Genomic DNA, 17,271 nt, shown 5'->3' with positions numbered 1-17,271 from the left:
GAAAATCGGTCGCTGTGCAGCCGTTGGTTATGTTTCATCATCACCGAGTTCAGACACCCGCAATAACTGGCTACTGCGACGCACGGTCAAAATATCAACCTGATCTTTGACGCTGTAAACAACCCGATACGTTCCGGATATCAGCTCCCTGATGCGAGGCGACCCCACCTCGGGAACCATACGTCCACTTTTAGGAAAATCAGCTAACCGCTCTACCGTGGAAAATAACCCATCAACCCACTTTACCGCAGCATCTGGTTTGTCTTCTGCAATGTACCGAGCTATATCCTCAACACGCTCCAGCGCAAGCGGAGACCAAACAATCTTCATCGGGCCAGACCACTCAGAACCCGAGCCTTCGCGTCTTCATGCACAATACCATCCCCGGAGGCTATTTGTTCTTCCGCCTTATACACCTCTTCTAGTATTTCCAGACGTTCTTGCATCTTCTCGTACTCGTGAACATCCAGCAGTACAGCAACGCCACGACCTCTTTGGGTCAGCACCATAGGACGACGGTTGTCATGGAGTTGCTTTACAAATGTGGCTACCCCTGCCCGAAATTCAGACAGAGGGCGGATATCTTCATCTACTCGGACCCTTGACATAAAAAGCACCTCAGTACATTTAAGTGTACATTAAAGAGTACGATTTTGCCTGGCGAAGAGCAAGGTGCTTAGGGGGAGGAACATAACGCCCTTGTTTAGCGGCGCACATGTAGCGCAGCGAAATGGGCGTCCGGTGTAGGGCCGCGAGGCCCGAAACGTACTACAACTATTTGTTAAAGGCTTTTGCAGTAAGCGCTCGGTAGCCACTACAACACCGACGATATTGTCTGAAAGACGCTCACAACTGTCAGGAACCCGCCAATGACGATCAGTCGTCTTTGAGAGAGATCGATGCCCTGAATCAGAACAAAGGTTCCGACCAAGCCGCTGAGAGTTATTGTCAAATCTGGTGTATGACCATCAGGCAGCGCTCCTGTCAGATTGATCCTCCACCGGTATTCCATCCTGAAACTGCACGTTGTCCACGACCAGCTTCAGTTGGTTGAACCCCTTGATCCGCTTCCAGCGTTTCTGGGCGGATTGGAGCAACTTGAACACCATCGATAACGTGGTGTCGCGATTGCCACAAGACCGGCTCCGCTTGGTTCTCAGCCGTACTGTGGCGAAGGTGGATTCAATCGGATTGGTGGTCCGTAAGTGAATCCAGTGAATCGCCGGGAAATCGTAGAAGGCCAGCAGCTCATCCCGGTCCTTCTCCAGGTTTTCCATGGCCTTCGGGTACTTGTCCCGGAACCGCCGCAAAGCGCTGTCAAACGCCTTGTGGGCGCTGTCACGAGTCTCTGCCAGGTAGATCTCATGCAAGGCTGACTTCACCTTCGGTTGCACCGACTTGGGCAGCTTGTCCAGCACATTGGCCGTCTTGTGCACCCAGCACCGCTGGTGCCGGGTGTCCGGAAACACTTTGCTCAGAGCCTTCCAGAAGCCCAGTGCGCCGTCACCCACAGCCAGCCTGGGCGACGGCTCCAGACCACGTTCCCGCAAGTCCGTGAGCAGCTCTCGCCAACTGGCCTCGGACTCCCGGTGGCCATCCTCGACAGCCACCAATTCCTTGTGGCCATGCTCAGTCACGCCGATGATTACCAGCAGACAGAGTCGATCGTCCAGCCGGACGTTGCTGTACACGCCGTCGGCCCACCAGTACACATAGCGTTTCTGGCTCAAGTCCCGGCGCTGCCAGTCCTTGTGCTCATCCAGCCACTTCGCCTTGAGCCGGGAGACCGTGTTCGCCGACAACCCGTTGGCCTGCTCGCCGACCAGCGCGCTCAGGGCCTCCTGGAAGTCACCGGAGGAGACGCCCCGCAGGTAGAGCCAGGGAATCAGTTCCTCCAGACTCCGGGCACGCTTCAGGTAGGGTGGCAGCAGGTGGCTGTTGAAGCGAATGCCAGAGCCACTGCGGTCCCGGACTTTGGGAACCTGGACTTCTACGTCGCCGACGCCGGTCTGAACAGTGCGTTTGGGAAGGTGCCCATTGCGCACCACAGCACGGCGGCCATCCGGTGTCTTGACGTCTGCGCACTGCTTCAACAGGCTCTCCAGCTCCGTCTCGACAGCCTGTGCAATCAGATCACGGGCACCCTGACGGATTAACTCGTGCAAGGGATCGTTGCCGGCTACCTCTGGTTGTGAAAGAGCATGCAGGTTAGACTTGGACATGGCGTATCATTCCTCTGTTGGTTGTGATCGTCGCGGTGATCAACCAACAGGATACGCCACCCCTTCAACCTGCTTCCATACACCAGAAATCACCATAACTCAGCCGCTGAAAAAGCCTCCGCTAAACTGGGCACCACCAACCGCATAAACAAACACCAAGTAAACCACTGCCAGCAAATACAGCAATACTCGTAACGGCTTAAACTCAAAACGCTTGTAGTAGGCTTGGTCTTCTGGAGAAAGATCTTCCTTGTTCACCGGGAACTCCCTTTAGCCTTTAACGCCTGCATAAACGGCGGCTTTTGCGCAGCGAAGCGGAGAAAAAGCCGTCCGGTGGAGGCCCATCGGGCCGGAACGAATTTGATGCACTTGTTACAAGCTTACTCAAAAACCGGCCTCATAAAACTGCGCTCACAGCTTAGTACACAACGAGTTTCTTCGGCGTATTTGAATGCGGCTTGGCAATCGGAGTCTTTGAACGAGGCTTCACGGTATTTTTCGTAGGCTGCCAAAGACTCGAAGGTGAATAACGCGATAGCAATATTGTTGGCACCCTCGGACGGCAGAAAATACCCATGATGCTGACCGCCGAATTTCTGGACCAAGGGTATCCACATTTTCGAGTAGCGCTCGAACTCGGCGGCTTTGTAGGGATCTATAACGTACTTTAAGTAGCAGGTAACCACTTGAACTACCTTTCAGTTGACCTTGTAACGCCAACGTTTAGCGGCGCCCATGTAGCGCAGCGAAATGGGCGTCCGGTGGAGGGCCAAAGGCCCGGAACGAACTACAACGACTGGTTATGCTTTTAAATCTGAGCTTAACGTGAGGTGGTAAATTTCTATTCGCTACGGAAACGCGCCTCAAATGCCTTTGACCCCATGCCAAGCGATACTGAAAAATAAACAAAAGCTAAAAGAGAGGCTAAAGCGTAATCCTCAGAAAATATCGTTTTCCCGACAGCAATCGCCATCACCGCAGTAAATATTCTTACCCATGGCCTCGAAACGAGGACTCCACCACAAGTCTTGCACTGATAATCCTTTACTACATAAGGCCGGATGGAGAGTTTGGCATGACAATTCGGGCACTTCATAAAAGTCCTTAGCAAAATTTGACTCGCAACTCAAGCAACCGAATTACCCTCTCCTAATCAATCGGCAGCGGTCACGAAAGTTCCCCGTTAGTATTTTGTGCATAACGCTGGCGTAACGGGCCGATTTGTGGAGCGGCAGCGGAACAAAGCGGTCCCGTTGACGCGCTTGGTTATGTGGTGACTTACTCCCAACCTCAACCGATGACGGACAATTACCAGCCATCAATCGGTATACCGTGCTTCTCAATATAATCTCGACTGTCACGATTATAGCGTTCAGTGATTTCACGGTAATGCTCTGGGTGTGTTTCTATTTCTGAGGCCTCGTAACGCCCCACCTCAATCGCATTTTCCGCGCCGTTCATGATCCAGACAACCACCGTGCCGCCCGGCGCCAGACCAAACGTCAGGTCGTTGAGAGGCATGTCAAAGGTTTTACCGTAGCGTTCAATCGGAGCGATTTCTTTCATTTTCTCCTCAATCTCGCGGGCATTCTCAAGCTGGATCAACGCCCGGTAAGATTGCTGCTCAGCAAACGAGAACCACTTGATGAGCACAAGCCCCGGCATTGCCTGCCACTCCGCGTTTTTGCCCGACGGATGTTTCCAACAGCAGGTGATTATCCCGATAGGTGCCCGCCAACCGATTTCCCCCGATACCGATTCCAGGATAAAGGTCTCAACCCACGCATCGTAGTGCTGAGGTACGACAACGGAGATACTTCGGTAAGTAGGGTCTGGGCCATACGCTGGTCCTTCCGATTTGCTCTGATCCGAACACCCCAGTAGCACCAGAACACAGAAGCTAATGGCAAGCGTTTTAACACTCATGGTATTGCCCCTCACTCCATTGCCCTTTATTCGGATGGACAGTTCGACGGCCATACTTGCCGGGCTTGAAAGGGTACAACGGGCCAAGCTGCAGATAGTGATCGGAATGATGAATATATCGCTGTTTCAGTAGCGCGTTAGATTCCGGAGTCATCAATAGCGGGCTGCCATGCCAGACGTGGGCCGCGAGATTTCTGGCGATAGTCATTAGTTCCGGCGGCAAAACCAGCTGAGGGCTTTCCGTAGGTATAGGATCGAATGGCACACCAGCATCCACCGCCAATTTGTGCATCAGATACAGCGGAATACGGGAGTACTCACTAAGAACCTCGCGGTCCAGCCAAAGGCGAAGCGTAATGTCGCCACCACGCAAACCGGGTGGGCGTTCCTGTTCAATTTCAAGTGTGGCGAGTGGGTTCAGTGGCCCGATCCAACCCTCGTGTTTGATCAGCGCACGTTCCTGCAACATGCGGGAGAATTCAAAACTGGCTTCGGGATTGCGGCGATCCTTTCCTTTGACAACCAAGGGCGGACGAACTTCAACCCGTTCTCGAAAGCGATCCGGGTAACCGCCGCCAATATCAGAGTGAACACCCGGAAGCACCCATTCGCTGAAGTGCTCCGGCAAATCGCCGGATTCACCTCGCAGGCTGTTCAGTGAGAAGTTGTGCCGGCGCTCATCCCGCGCGGCAAACTGAACCACCCGTTCAGCATCCTCCGGCCGCAGGTTGACGTTGATGCGTCCGGTTTCTGCATCGTGTGCAGAGAAGTCCAAATTGCCGAGATCGGCAATCCCCGCAACGGTATCGAAAAGACCTACAAAGCGAACGGTGATCTTCTTCGCCCAGGGTATGCCCTGCTGTTTAAACGCGGCGGCCAGCGCACCGCCTTCATCCTGAACTTCCCGGCTGATGAAATGGCGGGCCGTAGCCGCGCCACGGCTGAAGCCGAAAACGTCAAGCACGAGTTCGTCGATGGGGTCACTCACAAAACGGATGATATCAGCCGCCAGCGCCTCGCTGCCTTGGTCAATTTTCTTGAGTATGCCTTGCTCACCAAGTCCAAGCCCCATGCTGGGACCATCATCCGATTCGCCGGACTTGGTGCCAACACCGGAAACGTAGGTCGAGATGCGGTGAGCTTCCTTCCATTCCTCACTCTGGAATTGACCCTGCTGATACATTCGCTCCAGCTTGGAGACATTGGTTTCCGCACTGAGGTAACTGCCTTCCATCACCTGCGACAGTTCGGCACTGCACTCGTCCTCGGAGATGGCCCCAGCCGCATTGGCCGTAAGACAATCGTCCATCTGTCGCTGGTACGTCTGTGTGTTATCGCGGTTGTTGCCGGTGCCATCGAAAAAGATGCCAGCCTCCACCCGGACCTTAGGACGGTTCTCTTCTTCGGGCGAATCCTCTGGCGATTCGTCAGAAACACCTTCGTCAATCAACGCGCCTTTCTGCGCAGCTTTGCGCACAAACTCCTGCGGATCTTTGTCCAGCAACTCTTTGGCGGCAGGGGTAAGCTGGCCTTTGTCATCCAGCGCACCAGCCATGGCGAAGTCCACAACCGGTGCCGTATTCGTGGCGACACCCAAAATCACTCGTGGATTACCGCTGACAATGGAACCACCATGACTGGTGGGGCTGCCAAGGTATGCCACCGGCATACCATCGGCTAACGCCAACGGGTAGCCTTGAGTAATAACCGCACCACAGCCGGTGACATCACCAACGCGAGCGATAGGTTTACCTTCAACAAGGATGCTGGAGCCGTTTGGCATGATGGGGGAAGAGCCGTGCCCTTTGATCGGGCAAACGTGCATATCGCCGACGCAGGCGGCAATCAGATTGCTCATGGTGAGAGTTCCTTTCTGTGATAAGTAGCGTCCTGGCTATCCGTGATTAAACATTGTTCAAAACCGGCAATTTTAGCATGGTTGGCACCACATAACGCCCGGCTCACGCGCCGGTTTGGAGCCGCGAAGCGGCGGAAAATCGGTCGCTGTGCAGCCGCTGGTTATGCCCTATGTCCGATTTCGGATACAGCAGTCCACGGACGAATATTCTTCAACTGATCCTCTAGGGCATCTTCGGCAATCTCAGTGTCATAGGCTGCCTGAGCTCGCAACCAGTAGCCGTTAGACAAACCAAAGAAACGACAGAGCCGCAGGTCCGTGTCGGCGGTAATCGAACGTTTTCCCGCAATGATCTGGCCTATTCTCTGGGCAGGCACCCCGATTTCTTTGGCCAGGCGGTACTGAGAAATGCCCATCGGCTCCAGAAAATCTTCTTTGAGCAACTCGCCTGGTGTAACAGCGTCAATGTTGCGCATGAGCCACCTCCTAATGGTAATCAACAATTTCGACATCTTCCGCGCCGGCCTTGGTCCAGCGGAAGCAAACCCGGAACTGCCTGTTGATTCGAATGCTGTGCTGACCTTGGCGGTCACCATGCAATGGCTCCAACATATTTCCGGGCGGTACTTTGAGATCATCCAGCTGGCTTGCAGCCTGAAGTTGCCGAATTTTCCTCAAGGCAACTCGCTCAAAATTGACGAAGCGTCTGACGCGGCGTCCGCTTGCTAGCTTCTCAGTATCCTTACACTTGAACGATATGATCATGGCTCAATAATGACGGGGTGCGTTATTAACGTCAAGCGTCATTATCTGGCAAATAGATCTGGAGAAAGGCATAACGCTGAGGTAACCGGTGCAGGAGCGCCAGCGGAGGGAACCAAAAGCGGTACGCTTTTGGCGTCCGGTTGACCGCCTTGTTAATGGCCGTTCACCACCGTGGTTGAGCCTGACACCCAGGCCGCATGCCCTCTCCCGGACAGCTTGCACCAACTCGACGGATGGCGAAAGGAACCAGAACGCAAAAGCCGCCGACCCGATTACCATTTAAGACGGACGGCCCCACGACTGGGGCACGTCATGAATACCGACACTGCTGGGCATTGTGGCAACCAAACCAGACAGCGAATTTTCCGGCCTTGGCGATCACCAGAGTGAGCGGGCTTACAACCAATCCCGGTGCCAAGGCCTTTGCACCCCACTTGCTAAAAACTCACGAATGCCGGGCCAATAACGATTAGGTAACCGGCACCGGAGCGCAGCGGAGGGAACCAAAAGCGGTACGCTTTTGGCGTCCGGTTGACCGCCTGGTTAATGGCCGTTCACCACCGTGGTTGAGCCTGGAAACCCAGACCGCATGCCCTCTCCCGGACAGCTTGCACCAACTCGACGGATGGCGAAAGGAACCAGAACGCAAAGGCTACCCGCCCGATTACCGTTTGAGACGGACGGCCCCAAAACTGGGGCACGCCATGAATACCAACACCGCTGGCCATTGTGGCAACCAAACCAGACAGCGAATTTTCCGGCCTTGGCGATCACCAGAGTGAACGAGCGTTGCAACCAAACCCGGTGCCAAGGCCTTTGCACCGCACCCGCCAAAAACTCACAAATGCCGGGCCAATAACGCCGACGTTTAGCGGCGCCCATGCAGCGCAGCGAAATGGGCGTCCGGTGTAGGGCCGCCAGGCCCGAAACGTACTACAACAATTTGTTAAAGGCTTTTCAGTCAGCTCCCGCCCGTCACGACAACACCAAAGATATCGTCTGTAAGACGCTCACAACTGTCAAAAACCCACCAATTACGGTAAGTCTTCTGTTAGAGAGATCGATCCCTTGAATCAGGATAAAGCTCCCAACCGCGCCGCTGAAAAAACCTCCGCTGAACTGAGAACCACCAACCGCAAAGACAAACAACAAGTAAACCACTGCCAGGAAATACAGCAATACTCGTAGCGGCTTGACCTCAAAACGCTTGTAGTAGGCCTGGTCTTCTGGGGAAAGTTCTTCTTTGCTCACCGAAAACTCCCTTGAGCCTTTAACGCCCGCCATCACCGGTGACAAAACCAGAGCGAAGCGGAGGTTTTGGCATCCGGTGCATGGCCTGGTTATGCAGCATGTAGCGGCTTGATCCGATCCACTTCTTCCTTGACCGACTGAGCGGCGGTCCAAAGATCAACAGATCGCTGCGCATTCAGCCAGAATTCCGGCGAATTACCAAACAAACGTGCAAGCCTAAGCGCCATTTCAGGGCTGACAGCACGACGCTCGCGCAGTAATTCATTAACTGACTGGCGAGAGACACCCAGAGACTCAGCCAACCCCGAAACAGTCAGGCCATAGTCCGGAAGAAAATCCTCCCTCAGCATTTCGCCAGGATGAGTCGGTTTGCGCTGCATACCGGCAGTATTAAGAATAGCCATAGTCATCCCCTCACTCAGTGGTAGTCACACACCTCGACTTCATACGCATCGCCATCTTCAAAACGAAAACAGATACGCCACTGATCATTTATTGAAATTGCATGCTGCCCCTGCCTGTCTCCCGACAGCGGGTGAAGGCGATTGCCAGGCGGCACTTTCAAATCCTCTAACTGTACGGCCAGATCCACGTATTCAAGTTTTCTAGCGGCTCTCGATGCAACATCCGCAGGAAATTTCTTTGACTTGCCCTTGGAGTAAAGTTCTTGGGTTCGTTTGTCAGCAAAGGATTTGATCATGAAACGAAGTGTATTGCGTCACGTGACGCTTGTCAATATGGCCTGAGAATTACTGCATAACAGCTAATTATACGAACGCGTTCGTATATCACCCGTTCGTAAAACTCCATTCGAAAATACTCAAGAAAATACGAGTTTGTTGAATAAAAACAAGCTCTTGAGCGCCACTTACCACGGCTACCGCCGGAGTTATACGCCCCCTCTTGAGCCACTCCTGCTCCCGCCATAGGCGTATAACTCCGCCATTATTTTTCTAACTTCTCAACCCTATCAGATAGTTACCGTCATTTCTCATGTGATTTTTGGAGTTTTGCGAACGCGTTCGTATAACTCCGCCAACATCACTCTCTTGACTTCAACCCAAACCGAAGTACTGTATATAAAAACAGCACTAAAGGATGAATGGATATGGATATCCCCACCCCGATACCTGCACAACCAACCCGTTTTTTGGACAAGGTTCGGAGCTTCATACGCCTGCGGGGCATGGCGTATAAAACAGAGAAAACCTATCTGTTCTGGATTAAACGTTTCATCCGTTTCCATGGCCTCCAGCACCCTGAAGCCATGGGCTCTGGAGAAGTCGAATCGTTTCTGTCTCATCTGGTTTTGCAGGCAAACGCAAGCGCTTCAACCCAGAGAGTCGCTTTGAACGCCTTGGTATTTTTATACCGTGAATTCCTTGGCCAACCTTTGGACGACCTGAAGTTCGAACAGTCCAGAAAGCCGGTGAAGCTTCCAACGGTATTCAGTAAGGAAGAAGCCAGCTCTGTGATTCGCAACCTGGGCGGAGATTACAAGCTTGTTGCCATGCTCCTCTATGGGTCTGGTCTGCGTATCAACGAAGCCCTGCGCCTAAGAGTCAAAGATGTTGATTTTGATATGCAACAGTTGATTGTTCGAGGCGGCAAAGGCTCTAAAGATCGGATTACACTGCTACCGGATCGCCTCATCGAACCGTTAAAGCAACAGATCGATTCCGCGCTGTATTTGCATCAGGCGGATCTCTTGAAGGGATTCGGCTCGGTTTATCTTCCGGCAGGCCTGGACCGCAAATATCCAGGCGCCAGTCAGGAGCCCGCCTGGCAATACATCTTCCCAGCGCAGGAGCTTTCGCGAGATCCTCGCTCTGGCACTCGCCGGCGGCATCACTTGCTCGACCGAACTGTTCAGAAGCACTTTCGCCGGGCTATTCAGGCGGCAGGTATCCGCAAACTCGCGGGTAGTCATACCTTTCGTCATAGTTTTGCTACCCGTTTGCTTGAGGCCGGCTATGATCTCCGCACTATCCAGAAGCTGCTTGGCCACTCGGATGTACGCACTACAGAAATCTACACCCACGTTGTTCGCAAGGGCGGTTTTGGTGTGCGCAGTCCGGTTGATGAAGGCTTCTAGACTCAGGAAGGACCGCGGCGGAAGGCGATTCCGCCGCGTATGAGGTTATTGCATGTCGTTGAAAGCAGCGTCGGTTCTCGCTGCCAGGATGAAGTCGTTCTTGTGCAGGCCGCCGATTTCGTGGCTCCACCAGCTCACTGCAACTTTGCCATATTCCAGAACAACCACCGGGTGATGGTCTTCTTCTTCGGCAAGTTCGCCAATCTTGTTGGTGAACTCCAGGGCCTTCACAAAGTTTTTAAGTTTGTAGACCTTATGAAGCTGTTCTTCCCCGTCAATTTCCAGAATTTCCCAGTCTGGAACCTCTTTATGCAGCTGCTGCTTTTCTTCCTCGGTCGCCTTGCTTGCGTTCGGGCTGCAAGCTTCACAGCTGTGTGCTTTCAGGTCACTCATTTCAACCTCCATGGTTGATGGCTGTATTACAAGCGTGGGTCGTGCCCTTCGCTTTATCAACCCTTCTCTTGAAATCCGGCGGCTTTCCGAATACTGTATATTTAAACAGTATTTTGAGAGTTTTCATCATGAGCGAGCTTCTGAACACGCTGATGCAGGATGCCCGTGTCTGGCAGGGGCACCGCCACACCCAGACCACACAGCCTGCGCAATCAACCGGTTACCAGGTGCTGGATAACCAGCTCGGAGGCCTGGGCTGGCCCCGGGGTGCCTTGAGCGAATGCCTGCTGGATGCACCGGGTATTGGTGAGCTGCATTTGCTTCTGCCGCTGATGCAACGGGTGTGCGAAGAGGGCAAAAGCGTGTTCTGGCTGAACCCGCCGCATACGCCCTATGCCCCTGCCCTGGCCCGGGAAGGCGTCAACCTGGACCAGGTGGTGCTGATCCATACCGATGATGAGGGCGACTTTTTGTGGACACTGGAGAACTGCCTGCGCTCACCAGTAACAGGCCTGGTAATGGCCTGGCCGGGCAAGCTGGCCTCACGGGAAGTCCGTCGCCTGCAACTGGCCGCCGAAGCCGGGAGCAATGTGTGTGTGCTGTTCCGGGAACGACGTTACGCCGGGCAGAATTCTCCGGCTGCCCTGCGGCTGGAGCTGGAACCGGGGGAGCAGCAGGATCTCAAGGTGAATGTGCTCAAGCGCCGGGGTAGCTGGCCCGGGCAGCGCTGTTCACTGGCCATGGCCCAGCGGGCCGATCTCTCCTTCCGTGAAACCACCCGGGTTGTCCGGGGCCCCTGGTCGGGTTCAACCGGGTAATAACGCTCCATGCTCTGGCTGTATCTGCATTTCCCGCACCTGGTGCTGGACCATATTCGGCGCACCCGTGAAGATGAGGGCGCCCTGGTGGTGGTTGAAGGCTCTGGCCAGAAGGTGATCCAGGCCTGCCCGGACGCCAGGAGCCAGGGTATTCGTAGCGGCATGCGCCTGAAAACCGCCATCAGCCTGGCTCCGGATCTGGGCATGGTGCGGGCCGATGAAACCCAGGAAGCCAGGATTCTGGAAGATCAGGCCCGCTGGCTGTACCGCTATGCGGCCCATATTGTGTTGGTGCCGCCCGATGGTCTGCTGGCCGAAATTGGCAGCCTTCAAAAACTGTATGGCGGGCTGCCCGCCGTTTGGCAAACCGTGGAACAGGGGCTGAATGAGCGCCAGCTGAATGCCTGGATCGGTATTGGCTATACCCCTCTGTCGGCCCGGCTGATTGCCCGCGCCGGCAAGGGGGAATGCACGGCAGACAAAGGCCACATTCTTCGAAGCCTGAGCCAGATGCCCCTGTTGGCAGCTGAATTCAACGAGAAAGCCTGTACCCGTTTGCAGCGCCTGGGGCTGAACACGTTGGGGGAGGTGTTTGATTTACCGCCCGGCGAACTGGCACGGCGTCTGTCTCCGGAGTTACTGGCTTACATCCAGAAAATCCAGGGCACCCGGCCAGATCCCCGCACGCCCTGGCAGCCGCCCCACTCGTTCCGGCAACAGGCGGATTTTGTGCAGGAAATAGAACACACCCAGGGGCTGCTGTTTCCGCTCCAGCGCATGCTTGTCGAACTGGAAGAGGATCTGTGCTGGCGCCAGCAGGATACCGACAGCCTGCGGCTGGTTCTGAAGCACCGGCATGCGGAACCAACCCGGCTGCAGATTCGCACATCCGGGCCGGAGCACCGGGCCGATCATTTCTTGAACCTGGTTCGTCTGCGGTTGGAGCAACATTCCCTGAGCGCCCCGGTTATCTCCATGGTTTTGCTGGTGAAGCGTTTCCTGTCACGGGAAGCACCCTCCGGGCAGGATCTGCTGGGTGAAACCCAGGATCTGAATGAAGCCTGGCATACCCTGATCAGCCGGCTGCAGGCGCGCCTGGGCGATCAGGCTCTCAGGCAGCTCTCGCCCCAGGCGGATCATCGTCCCGAACGGGCCTGGTCGGCCTCGGAAGTTCTGCGTAAAACCGGAACGCCGCCAGTACCGGCAGCAGAACTGCCCAGGCGGCCGCTCTGGTTATTGAAAGGCCCGCAACCGCTGACCGAGGCGCCCGTTACCTGGTTTTCCGGGCCTGAGCGCATCAGCGGTGGCTGGTGGGATGGCCAGCGCGTGCACCGGGATTATTACATTGCCCAGTTGAGCAGCGGCCAGTTGGCCTGGGTCTTCCGGGATGCCCGGGAAGGCTGGTTTGTGCATGGGTGGTTTGGCTGATGTCCGGGCAGCAGTATGCAGAGCTGTTTTGCTTCAGCAATTTCACCTTCCTCACCGGGGCCTCTCATCCCCACGAACTGGCTGAGCGAGCGCATGAGCTGGGCTACACCGCCCTGGCCATCACCGATGCCTGCTCCGTTGCCGGCATTCCCCGGGCCTGGGCGGCGCTGGCAGAAAGTCCTGTAAAACTCATTACCGGCAGCTGGTTTGAGTTGTCGGATGCCCCCACCGGCGCCGCTTCTCCTCGCTTTATCCTTCTGGCCCGCACGCGCAAAGGCTATGGCCAGCTTTGCCAGTTGATCACTACCGGCCGCCGGCGGGCTGAGAAAGGCCATTACCAGCTGTATTACCGGGACATTGAAACCCACACCCTGGATGACTGCCTGTGTCTGTGGCTGCCCCCATCGCCTACCGAAGCGGATTCCGATCAGGCGCTGGCCTGCGGCGAGTGGCTGGCCCGACTGTTTGACCCCCGGATCTGGATTGCCGCGGCCCGCACCCTGGAATCCGGCGAGGAGCAGCGGCTGGCACGGATACACTGGCTGGCCGATCAGCTGCGCATTCCCGTGGCTGCCGTGGGCGAGGTGCACATGCACAGCCGGGAGCGCCAGCCGCTGCAGGATGTACTGACAGCCCTGCGCAATCACACCAATCTGGAGAATGCCGGCCACTGCCTGTTCCAGAATGGCGAGCGATACCTGCGCCCCCTGCCCGTTCTGCAACGGCTGTTTCCGGAAGCCTGGCTGCATGAAACCCTGACCATTGCCAACCAGTGCACCTTCGAGCCCGGCAGCCTGCGCTATGAATACCCGCCAGACCTGGTGCCGGAGGACGAGACTCCGGCCGGCTACCTGAAACGGCTGACCCGCGAAGGCGAGCGCCGGCGTTACCCGGATGGCACACCACTGCAGGTTCAGAGCCTGATCCGCAAGGAGCTGGGCCTGATCTCGGAGATGAACTACGAGCATTACTTCCTCACCATCCACGATATTGTCGACTTTGCCCGCAGCCGGGGGATTCTCTGCCAGGGGCGGGGGTCGGCAGCAAACTCTGCGGTTTGTTATTGCCTGGGCATCACCGAGGTGAACCCGGCCCGGGTGGAACTGCTGTTCGAGCGGTTTATTTCCAAAGACCGAAACGAACCGCCCGATATCGATGTGGATTTCGAGCACGAACGTCGTGAAGAGGTTATCCAGTATATCTACCGGCGTTATACCCGTGAGCGCGCCGCCCTGGCTGCCACGGTGATCCGTTACCGGCCCAAAAGCGCCATTCGGGATGTCGGCAAGGCCCTGGGGTTTGATCCGGCCCTGGTGGAACAGCTGCTGGAAGGCATCGACTGGCGGGACAAGGCCACCAACTGGCGCCAGCAGATTCTCGACAAGAAAATCACCCGCAACCCACAGGTGGCGGACCAGTTCTTCACCCTAGTGAATACCCTGCTGAGCTTCCCCCGACATCTGTCCCAGCACGTGGGCGGTTTCGTGATCAGCGCCGGGCCACTGGCCGAACTGGTGCCAGTGGAGAACGCTGCCATGGCCGACCGCACCGTAATCCAGTGGGACAAGGACGACCTTGAGAGCCTGGGGCTGATGAAGGTGGATGTGCTGGCCCTTGGCATGCTCTCCGCCATTCGAAAAGCGCTGGAACTGATCAGCGATGAAAAAGGCCAGCCTTTCCGGATACAGGACATTCCCCAGGAAGACCGTGACACCTACGCCATGCTTCAGACAGGCGACAGCATCGGCGTATTCCAGGTGGAATCCCGGGCCCAGATCAACATGCTGCCCCGCCTGAAACCGGAAACCTATTACGATCTGGTGATTGAGGTGGCCATCGTTCGGCCGGGCCCCATCCAGGGTGACATGGTGCACCCGTACCTGCGCCGAAAGCACGGCCTGGAGCCGGTGGATTACCCGAACGATGCCGTGCGCAAGGTGCTGGAGCGCACCCTCGGTGTGCCCATCTTCCAGGAACAGGTGATCAAACTGGCCATGGTGGCGGCCGGCTTCTCCGCCGGCGAAGCCGACCAGTTGCGCCGGGCCATGGCGGCCTGGAAATCCCACGGCGACCTGACCCCGTTCCGGGAAAAGCTAGTCACCGGTATGCTCGAACGTGGTCACGATGCCGACTTCGCCGAACGGCTGTACCAGCAAATCTGCGGCTTTGGCGGCTATGGCTTCCCCGAATCCCACGCCGCCAGCTTTGCCCTGCTTGTCTACGTCTCCGCCTGGATCAAACGGCACTATCCGGCGGCCTTTTACTGTGCCCTGCTTAACAGCCAGCCCATGGGGTTCTATTCTCCCTCACAACTGGTGCAGGACGCCCGCCGGCACAATGTCACCGTGCTGCCGCCGGATGTAAATGCCAGCCAGTGGGACCACAACCTGCAAGACGAAGACCGCCATCTGCGACTGGGCCTGAGGATTATCCAGGGTCTGTCCGTTAGCGGCGCCGAGCGTATCCACCAGAACCGGCCAGCCGAGGGCTACCGCTCTGCCAGCGAGCTTCGCCGCCTGGCCACCCTGAACCAGCGGGATATGGAACTCCTCGCCGGCGCCAACGCCATGCCGGGCTTCACCGCCAACCGCCACCAGGCGTACTGGCAACTGCTCGACCATGAACAACCTGCGGAGCTGTTCGCTCAGGAGACGGCGGTCGATTATCAACCGGACTACTGTGAGCAATTGCCGGAACCCTCCGAAGGCCAGAACGTGCTGGCCGACTACGCCAGCCAGGGCCTCACCCTGCAGCGTCATCCGCTAGCGTTATTGCGGGAACAGGGCCACCTGAAGTTCTGTCTCAGCGCCGAACAGCTCAAATCCACCAAAGCCGGCATCCCTGTCCAGGTCGCCGGCCTGGTCACCGGCCGCCAACGCCCCGGCTCCGCTTCCGGCGTTACCTTCGTCACCCTGGAAGACGAAACCGGTAATGTGAACGTGGTGGTGTGGCTGGAAACGGCACGGCGACAGCGCAAGCCGTTACTGACTGCCCGATTGCTGCATGTGATGGGAGTGCTGGAGCGACAGGGGGACATTGTGCATGTGATGGCAGGTCGGCTTTCGGACCTCAGCCACCTGATTCAGTCGTTACCCGTGAATTCCAGGAATTTTCATTAGACACAAAAAAACCCCGCACAGAGGCGGGGTTTTTTGTACTGCGGTGAACAAATCAGCCAAGAAGCTTGATCATTACACCCGCAGCAACCGCAGAGCCGATAACGCCAGCCACGTTCGGGCCCATGGCGTGCATCAGCAGGAAGTTCTGCGGGTTGGCTTCCAGGCCCACCTTGTTGGAGACCCGCGCTGCCATCGGCACCGCAGATACACCGGCAGAACCGATCAGCGGGTTGATCTGCTCTTTGCTCAGCTTGTTCATCAGCTTCGCCATCAGAACACCCGAGGCAGTACCCACACCGAAGGCCACGATACCCAGGCCCAAGATACCCAGGGTCTGGGCGTCCAGGAACTTGTCTGCCATCAGTTTGGAACCAACGGACAGGCCAAGGAAAATGGTCACGATGTTAATCAGCGCGTTCTGGGCCGTGTCGCTCAAACGCTCGACCACGCCACATTCACGCATCAGGTTACCGAAGGTGAACATACCCAGCAGCGGCGCTGCATCCGGCAGGAACAGAACGACCGCAATCAGAACCACCAGCGGGAAAATGATCTTTTCCTGCTTGCTGACAGGGCGCAGCTGCGTCATCTTGATCTTGCGCTCTTCAGCGGAGGTCAGTGCTTTCATGATCGGCGGCTGGATCATCGGCACCAGTGCCATGTAAGCGTAGGCAGAGACCGCAATGGCACCCAGCAAGTGCGGGGCCAGAACACTGGAGACATAGATGGAAGTCGGGCCATCTGCACCACCAATGATACCGATAGCGGCGGCTTCCAGAATGTTGAACTCCAGAACACCGGTCCAGTCCAGCAGCGCAGCACCAATGACAGTACCGAAGATACCGAACTGGGCAGCGGCACCCAGCAGCAGGGTCTTGGGGTTAGCCAGCAACGGACCGAAGTCGGTCATCGCGCCCACACCCATGAAGATCAACAGCGGACCAACCGTACTGCCAATGATCACGGAGTAGAAGTTATAGAGCATGCCATTGCCGTAACCGAAATCCTGGGCCAGGGAGTTGGCCATCGCCATTTCGGAGTAGCTGGCCTCTTTTACGGCCACCTTGAAGGCGTCTTTCAACTCTGGCGTCACCGCCTGCCCGACCTGGTAGGCCACATCCAGAGGTGCGGCCAGAGCAGCCAGAATCTGAGTTGACTCTTCCTTCAGGGCAAAATGGATGGCATTTTCCGCCGCAGTCAGGGCAAGGCCTGCCTCCGGAATATTCGCCAGGATGCCGCCGAACCCGATGGGTACCAGAAGCAACGGCTCAAATTTCTTGTTAATCGCAAGATAGAGAAGCAAGAGGCCGATGGCGATCATGATCACCTGGCCGATCTCGATGTTGAACAGGCCACTACCTGTCCAGAGTGTCATTAATTTATCCATGGAATGCTG

At 56.3% G+C, this 17,271-nt stretch carries 18 protein-coding genes; 4 read left to right on the top strand and 14 right to left on the bottom strand.

The features are described from left to right. Positions 1 to 27 precede the first annotated feature (27 nt). The 12 genes from ACGK9W_RS04170 to ACGK9W_RS04115 form a co-directional block, all read right to left on the bottom strand. Positions 28 to 330 carry a type II toxin-antitoxin system RelE/ParE family toxin gene (locus ACGK9W_RS04170; RefSeq protein ID WP_405419176.1) on the bottom strand — a complete coding sequence of 101 codons (303 nt, stop codon included), beginning with the start codon at positions 328 to 330 and terminating at the stop codon, positions 28 to 30. Beyond that, positions 327 to 608, bottom strand: coding sequence for a type II toxin-antitoxin system Phd/YefM family antitoxin (locus ACGK9W_RS04165; protein WP_405419173.1), 282 nt, complete (start codon positions 606 to 608; stop codon positions 327 to 329). The genes ACGK9W_RS04170 and ACGK9W_RS04165 overlap by 4 nt, the downstream gene beginning before the upstream one ends. Before the next feature lie 360 nt (positions 609 to 968). Beyond that, the gene (locus ACGK9W_RS04160) at positions 969 to 2,222 is read right to left on the bottom strand and encodes an IS256 family transposase (protein ID WP_008172221.1); all 1,254 of its coding nucleotides are present in this window, start codon (positions 2,220 to 2,222) and stop codon (positions 969 to 971) included. Between the two features lie 99 nt (positions 2,223 to 2,321). Beyond that, positions 2,322 to 2,480: a hypothetical protein gene (locus ACGK9W_RS04155; protein WP_405419171.1), complete on the bottom strand. Its 159-nt coding sequence runs from the start codon at positions 2,478 to 2,480 to the stop codon at positions 2,322 to 2,324. A gap of 122 nt (positions 2,481 to 2,602) precedes the next feature. Beyond that, the gene (locus ACGK9W_RS04150) at positions 2,603 to 2,908 is read right to left on the bottom strand and encodes an NIPSNAP family protein (protein ID WP_138441980.1); all 306 of its coding nucleotides are present in this window, start codon (positions 2,906 to 2,908) and stop codon (positions 2,603 to 2,605) included. A 622-nt stretch (positions 2,909 to 3,530) separates the two neighbouring features. Next, on the bottom strand, positions 3,531 to 4,148 hold the full coding sequence (locus ACGK9W_RS04145; protein WP_075267703.1) for a DUF2931 family protein: 618 nt from the start codon (positions 4,146 to 4,148) through the stop codon (positions 3,531 to 3,533). After that, on the bottom strand, positions 4,138 to 6,006 hold the full coding sequence (locus ACGK9W_RS04140) for a phospholipase effector Tle1 domain-containing protein (protein WP_405419167.1): 1,869 nt from the start codon (positions 6,004 to 6,006) through the stop codon (positions 4,138 to 4,140). The genes ACGK9W_RS04145 and ACGK9W_RS04140 overlap by 11 nt, the downstream gene beginning before the upstream one ends. Positions 6,007 to 6,167: 161 nt before the next feature. Next, positions 6,168 to 6,482: a HigA family addiction module antitoxin gene (locus tag ACGK9W_RS04135; protein WP_200365435.1), complete on the bottom strand. Its 315-nt coding sequence runs from the start codon at positions 6,480 to 6,482 to the stop codon at positions 6,168 to 6,170. A gap of 10 nt (positions 6,483 to 6,492) precedes the next feature. Then, positions 6,493 to 6,771 carry a type II toxin-antitoxin system RelE/ParE family toxin gene (locus tag ACGK9W_RS04130; protein ID WP_349557827.1) on the bottom strand — a complete coding sequence of 93 codons (279 nt, stop codon included), beginning with the start codon at positions 6,769 to 6,771 and terminating at the stop codon, positions 6,493 to 6,495. 975 nt (positions 6,772 to 7,746) lie between these two features. Beyond that, on the bottom strand, positions 7,747 to 8,022 hold the full coding sequence (locus ACGK9W_RS04125; RefSeq protein ID WP_405419163.1) for a hypothetical protein: 276 nt from the start codon (positions 8,020 to 8,022) through the stop codon (positions 7,747 to 7,749). Between the two features lie 89 nt (positions 8,023 to 8,111). Next, a complete protein-coding gene (locus ACGK9W_RS04120; RefSeq protein WP_008174257.1) occupies positions 8,112 to 8,426 on the bottom strand; it encodes a HigA family addiction module antitoxin in 315 nt (104 codons plus the stop codon). Between the two features lie 14 nt (positions 8,427 to 8,440). Continuing rightward, a complete protein-coding gene (locus tag ACGK9W_RS04115; protein ID WP_008174260.1) occupies positions 8,441 to 8,722 on the bottom strand; it encodes a type II toxin-antitoxin system RelE/ParE family toxin in 282 nt (93 codons plus the stop codon). Between the two features lie 408 nt (positions 8,723 to 9,130). Between ACGK9W_RS04115 and ACGK9W_RS04110 the strand changes: the two genes are divergently transcribed. Further along, positions 9,131 to 10,117: an integron integrase gene (locus ACGK9W_RS04110; protein ID WP_405419159.1), complete on the top strand. Its 987-nt coding sequence runs from the start codon at positions 9,131 to 9,133 to the stop codon at positions 10,115 to 10,117. Between the two features lie 45 nt (positions 10,118 to 10,162). Here the strand turns inward: ACGK9W_RS04110 and ACGK9W_RS04105 are convergent, their stop codons facing one another. Next, positions 10,163 to 10,510, bottom strand: a complete 348-nt coding sequence (locus tag ACGK9W_RS04105; RefSeq protein ID WP_008172116.1) for a 4a-hydroxytetrahydrobiopterin dehydratase — start codon at positions 10,508 to 10,510, stop codon at positions 10,163 to 10,165. A 128-nt stretch (positions 10,511 to 10,638) separates the two neighbouring features. Here ACGK9W_RS04105 and imuA point away from each other — a divergent pair, with 128 nt between their 5' ends. The 3 genes from imuA to ACGK9W_RS04090 are packed head-to-tail and all read left to right on the top strand — an operon-like array spanning position 10,639 to position 15,875. Then, positions 10,639 to 11,328 carry a translesion DNA synthesis-associated protein ImuA gene (gene imuA / locus ACGK9W_RS04100; protein WP_092031874.1) on the top strand — a complete coding sequence of 230 codons (690 nt, stop codon included), beginning with the start codon at positions 10,639 to 10,641 and terminating at the stop codon, positions 11,326 to 11,328. A gap of 9 nt (positions 11,329 to 11,337) precedes the next feature. After that, positions 11,338 to 12,756: a DNA polymerase Y family protein gene (locus ACGK9W_RS04095; RefSeq protein ID WP_008172120.1), complete on the top strand. Its 1,419-nt coding sequence runs from the start codon at positions 11,338 to 11,340 to the stop codon at positions 12,754 to 12,756. Beyond that, a complete protein-coding gene (locus tag ACGK9W_RS04090) occupies positions 12,756 to 15,875 on the top strand; it encodes an error-prone DNA polymerase (protein WP_053114932.1) in 3,120 nt (1,039 codons plus the stop codon). The genes ACGK9W_RS04095 and ACGK9W_RS04090 overlap by 1 nt, the downstream gene beginning before the upstream one ends. A 52-nt stretch (positions 15,876 to 15,927) precedes the next feature. Here the strand turns inward: ACGK9W_RS04090 and ACGK9W_RS04085 are convergent, their stop codons facing one another. Beyond that, positions 15,928 to 17,262, bottom strand: coding sequence for a sodium ion-translocating decarboxylase subunit beta (locus ACGK9W_RS04085; protein WP_053114931.1), 1,335 nt, complete (start codon positions 17,260 to 17,262; stop codon positions 15,928 to 15,930). Positions 17,263 to 17,271: the final 9 nt, after the last annotated feature.

The organism is Marinobacter flavimaris (genome assembly GCF_045057155.1).
GTDB lineage: Bacteria > Pseudomonadota > Gammaproteobacteria > Pseudomonadales > Oleiphilaceae > Marinobacter > Marinobacter manganoxydans.
This window is presented reverse-complemented; position numbering and strand designations above follow the sequence as displayed.

What these genes read in the sequence shown, in the direction of transcription:
- ACGK9W_RS04135 (WP_200365435.1), bottom strand. Translation starts at nt 6,482, where the DNA reads ATGCGCAACATTGACGCTGTTACACCAGGCGAGTTGCTCAAAGAAGAT.
- ACGK9W_RS04130 (WP_349557827.1), bottom strand. Translation starts at nt 6,771, where the DNA reads ATGATCATATCGTTCAAGTGTAAGGATACTGAGAAGCTAGCAAGCGGA.
- ACGK9W_RS04090 (WP_053114932.1), top strand. Translation starts at nt 12,756, where the DNA reads ATGTCCGGGCAGCAGTATGCAGAGCTGTTTTGCTTCAGCAATTTCACC.
- ACGK9W_RS04140 (WP_405419167.1), bottom strand. Translation starts at nt 6,006, where the DNA reads ATGAGCAATCTGATTGCCGCCTGCGTCGGCGATATGCACGTTTGCCCG.
- ACGK9W_RS04095 (WP_008172120.1), top strand. Translation starts at nt 11,338, where the DNA reads ATGCTCTGGCTGTATCTGCATTTCCCGCACCTGGTGCTGGACCATATT.
- ACGK9W_RS04120 (WP_008174257.1), bottom strand. Translation starts at nt 8,426, where the DNA reads ATGGCTATTCTTAATACTGCCGGTATGCAGCGCAAACCGACTCATCCT.
- ACGK9W_RS04105 (WP_008172116.1), bottom strand. Translation starts at nt 10,510, where the DNA reads ATGAGTGACCTGAAAGCACACAGCTGTGAAGCTTGCAGCCCGAACGCA.
- imuA (WP_092031874.1), top strand. Translation starts at nt 10,639, where the DNA reads ATGAGCGAGCTTCTGAACACGCTGATGCAGGATGCCCGTGTCTGGCAG.
- ACGK9W_RS04170 (WP_405419176.1), bottom strand. Translation starts at nt 330, where the DNA reads ATGAAGATTGTTTGGTCTCCGCTTGCGCTGGAGCGTGTTGAGGATATA.
- ACGK9W_RS04165 (WP_405419173.1), bottom strand. Translation starts at nt 608, where the DNA reads ATGTCAAGGGTCCGAGTAGATGAAGATATCCGCCCTCTGTCTGAATTT.
- ACGK9W_RS04115 (WP_008174260.1), bottom strand. Translation starts at nt 8,722, where the DNA reads ATGATCAAATCCTTTGCTGACAAACGAACCCAAGAACTTTACTCCAAG.
- ACGK9W_RS04085 (WP_053114931.1), bottom strand. Translation starts at nt 17,262, where the DNA reads ATGGATAAATTAATGACACTCTGGACAGGTAGTGGCCTGTTCAACATC.
- ACGK9W_RS04110 (WP_405419159.1), top strand. Translation starts at nt 9,131, where the DNA reads ATGGATATCCCCACCCCGATACCTGCACAACCAACCCGTTTTTTGGAC.
- ACGK9W_RS04160 (WP_008172221.1), bottom strand. Translation starts at nt 2,222, where the DNA reads ATGTCCAAGTCTAACCTGCATGCTCTTTCACAACCAGAGGTAGCCGGC.
- ACGK9W_RS04145 (WP_075267703.1), bottom strand. Translation starts at nt 4,148, where the DNA reads ATGAGTGTTAAAACGCTTGCCATTAGCTTCTGTGTTCTGGTGCTACTG.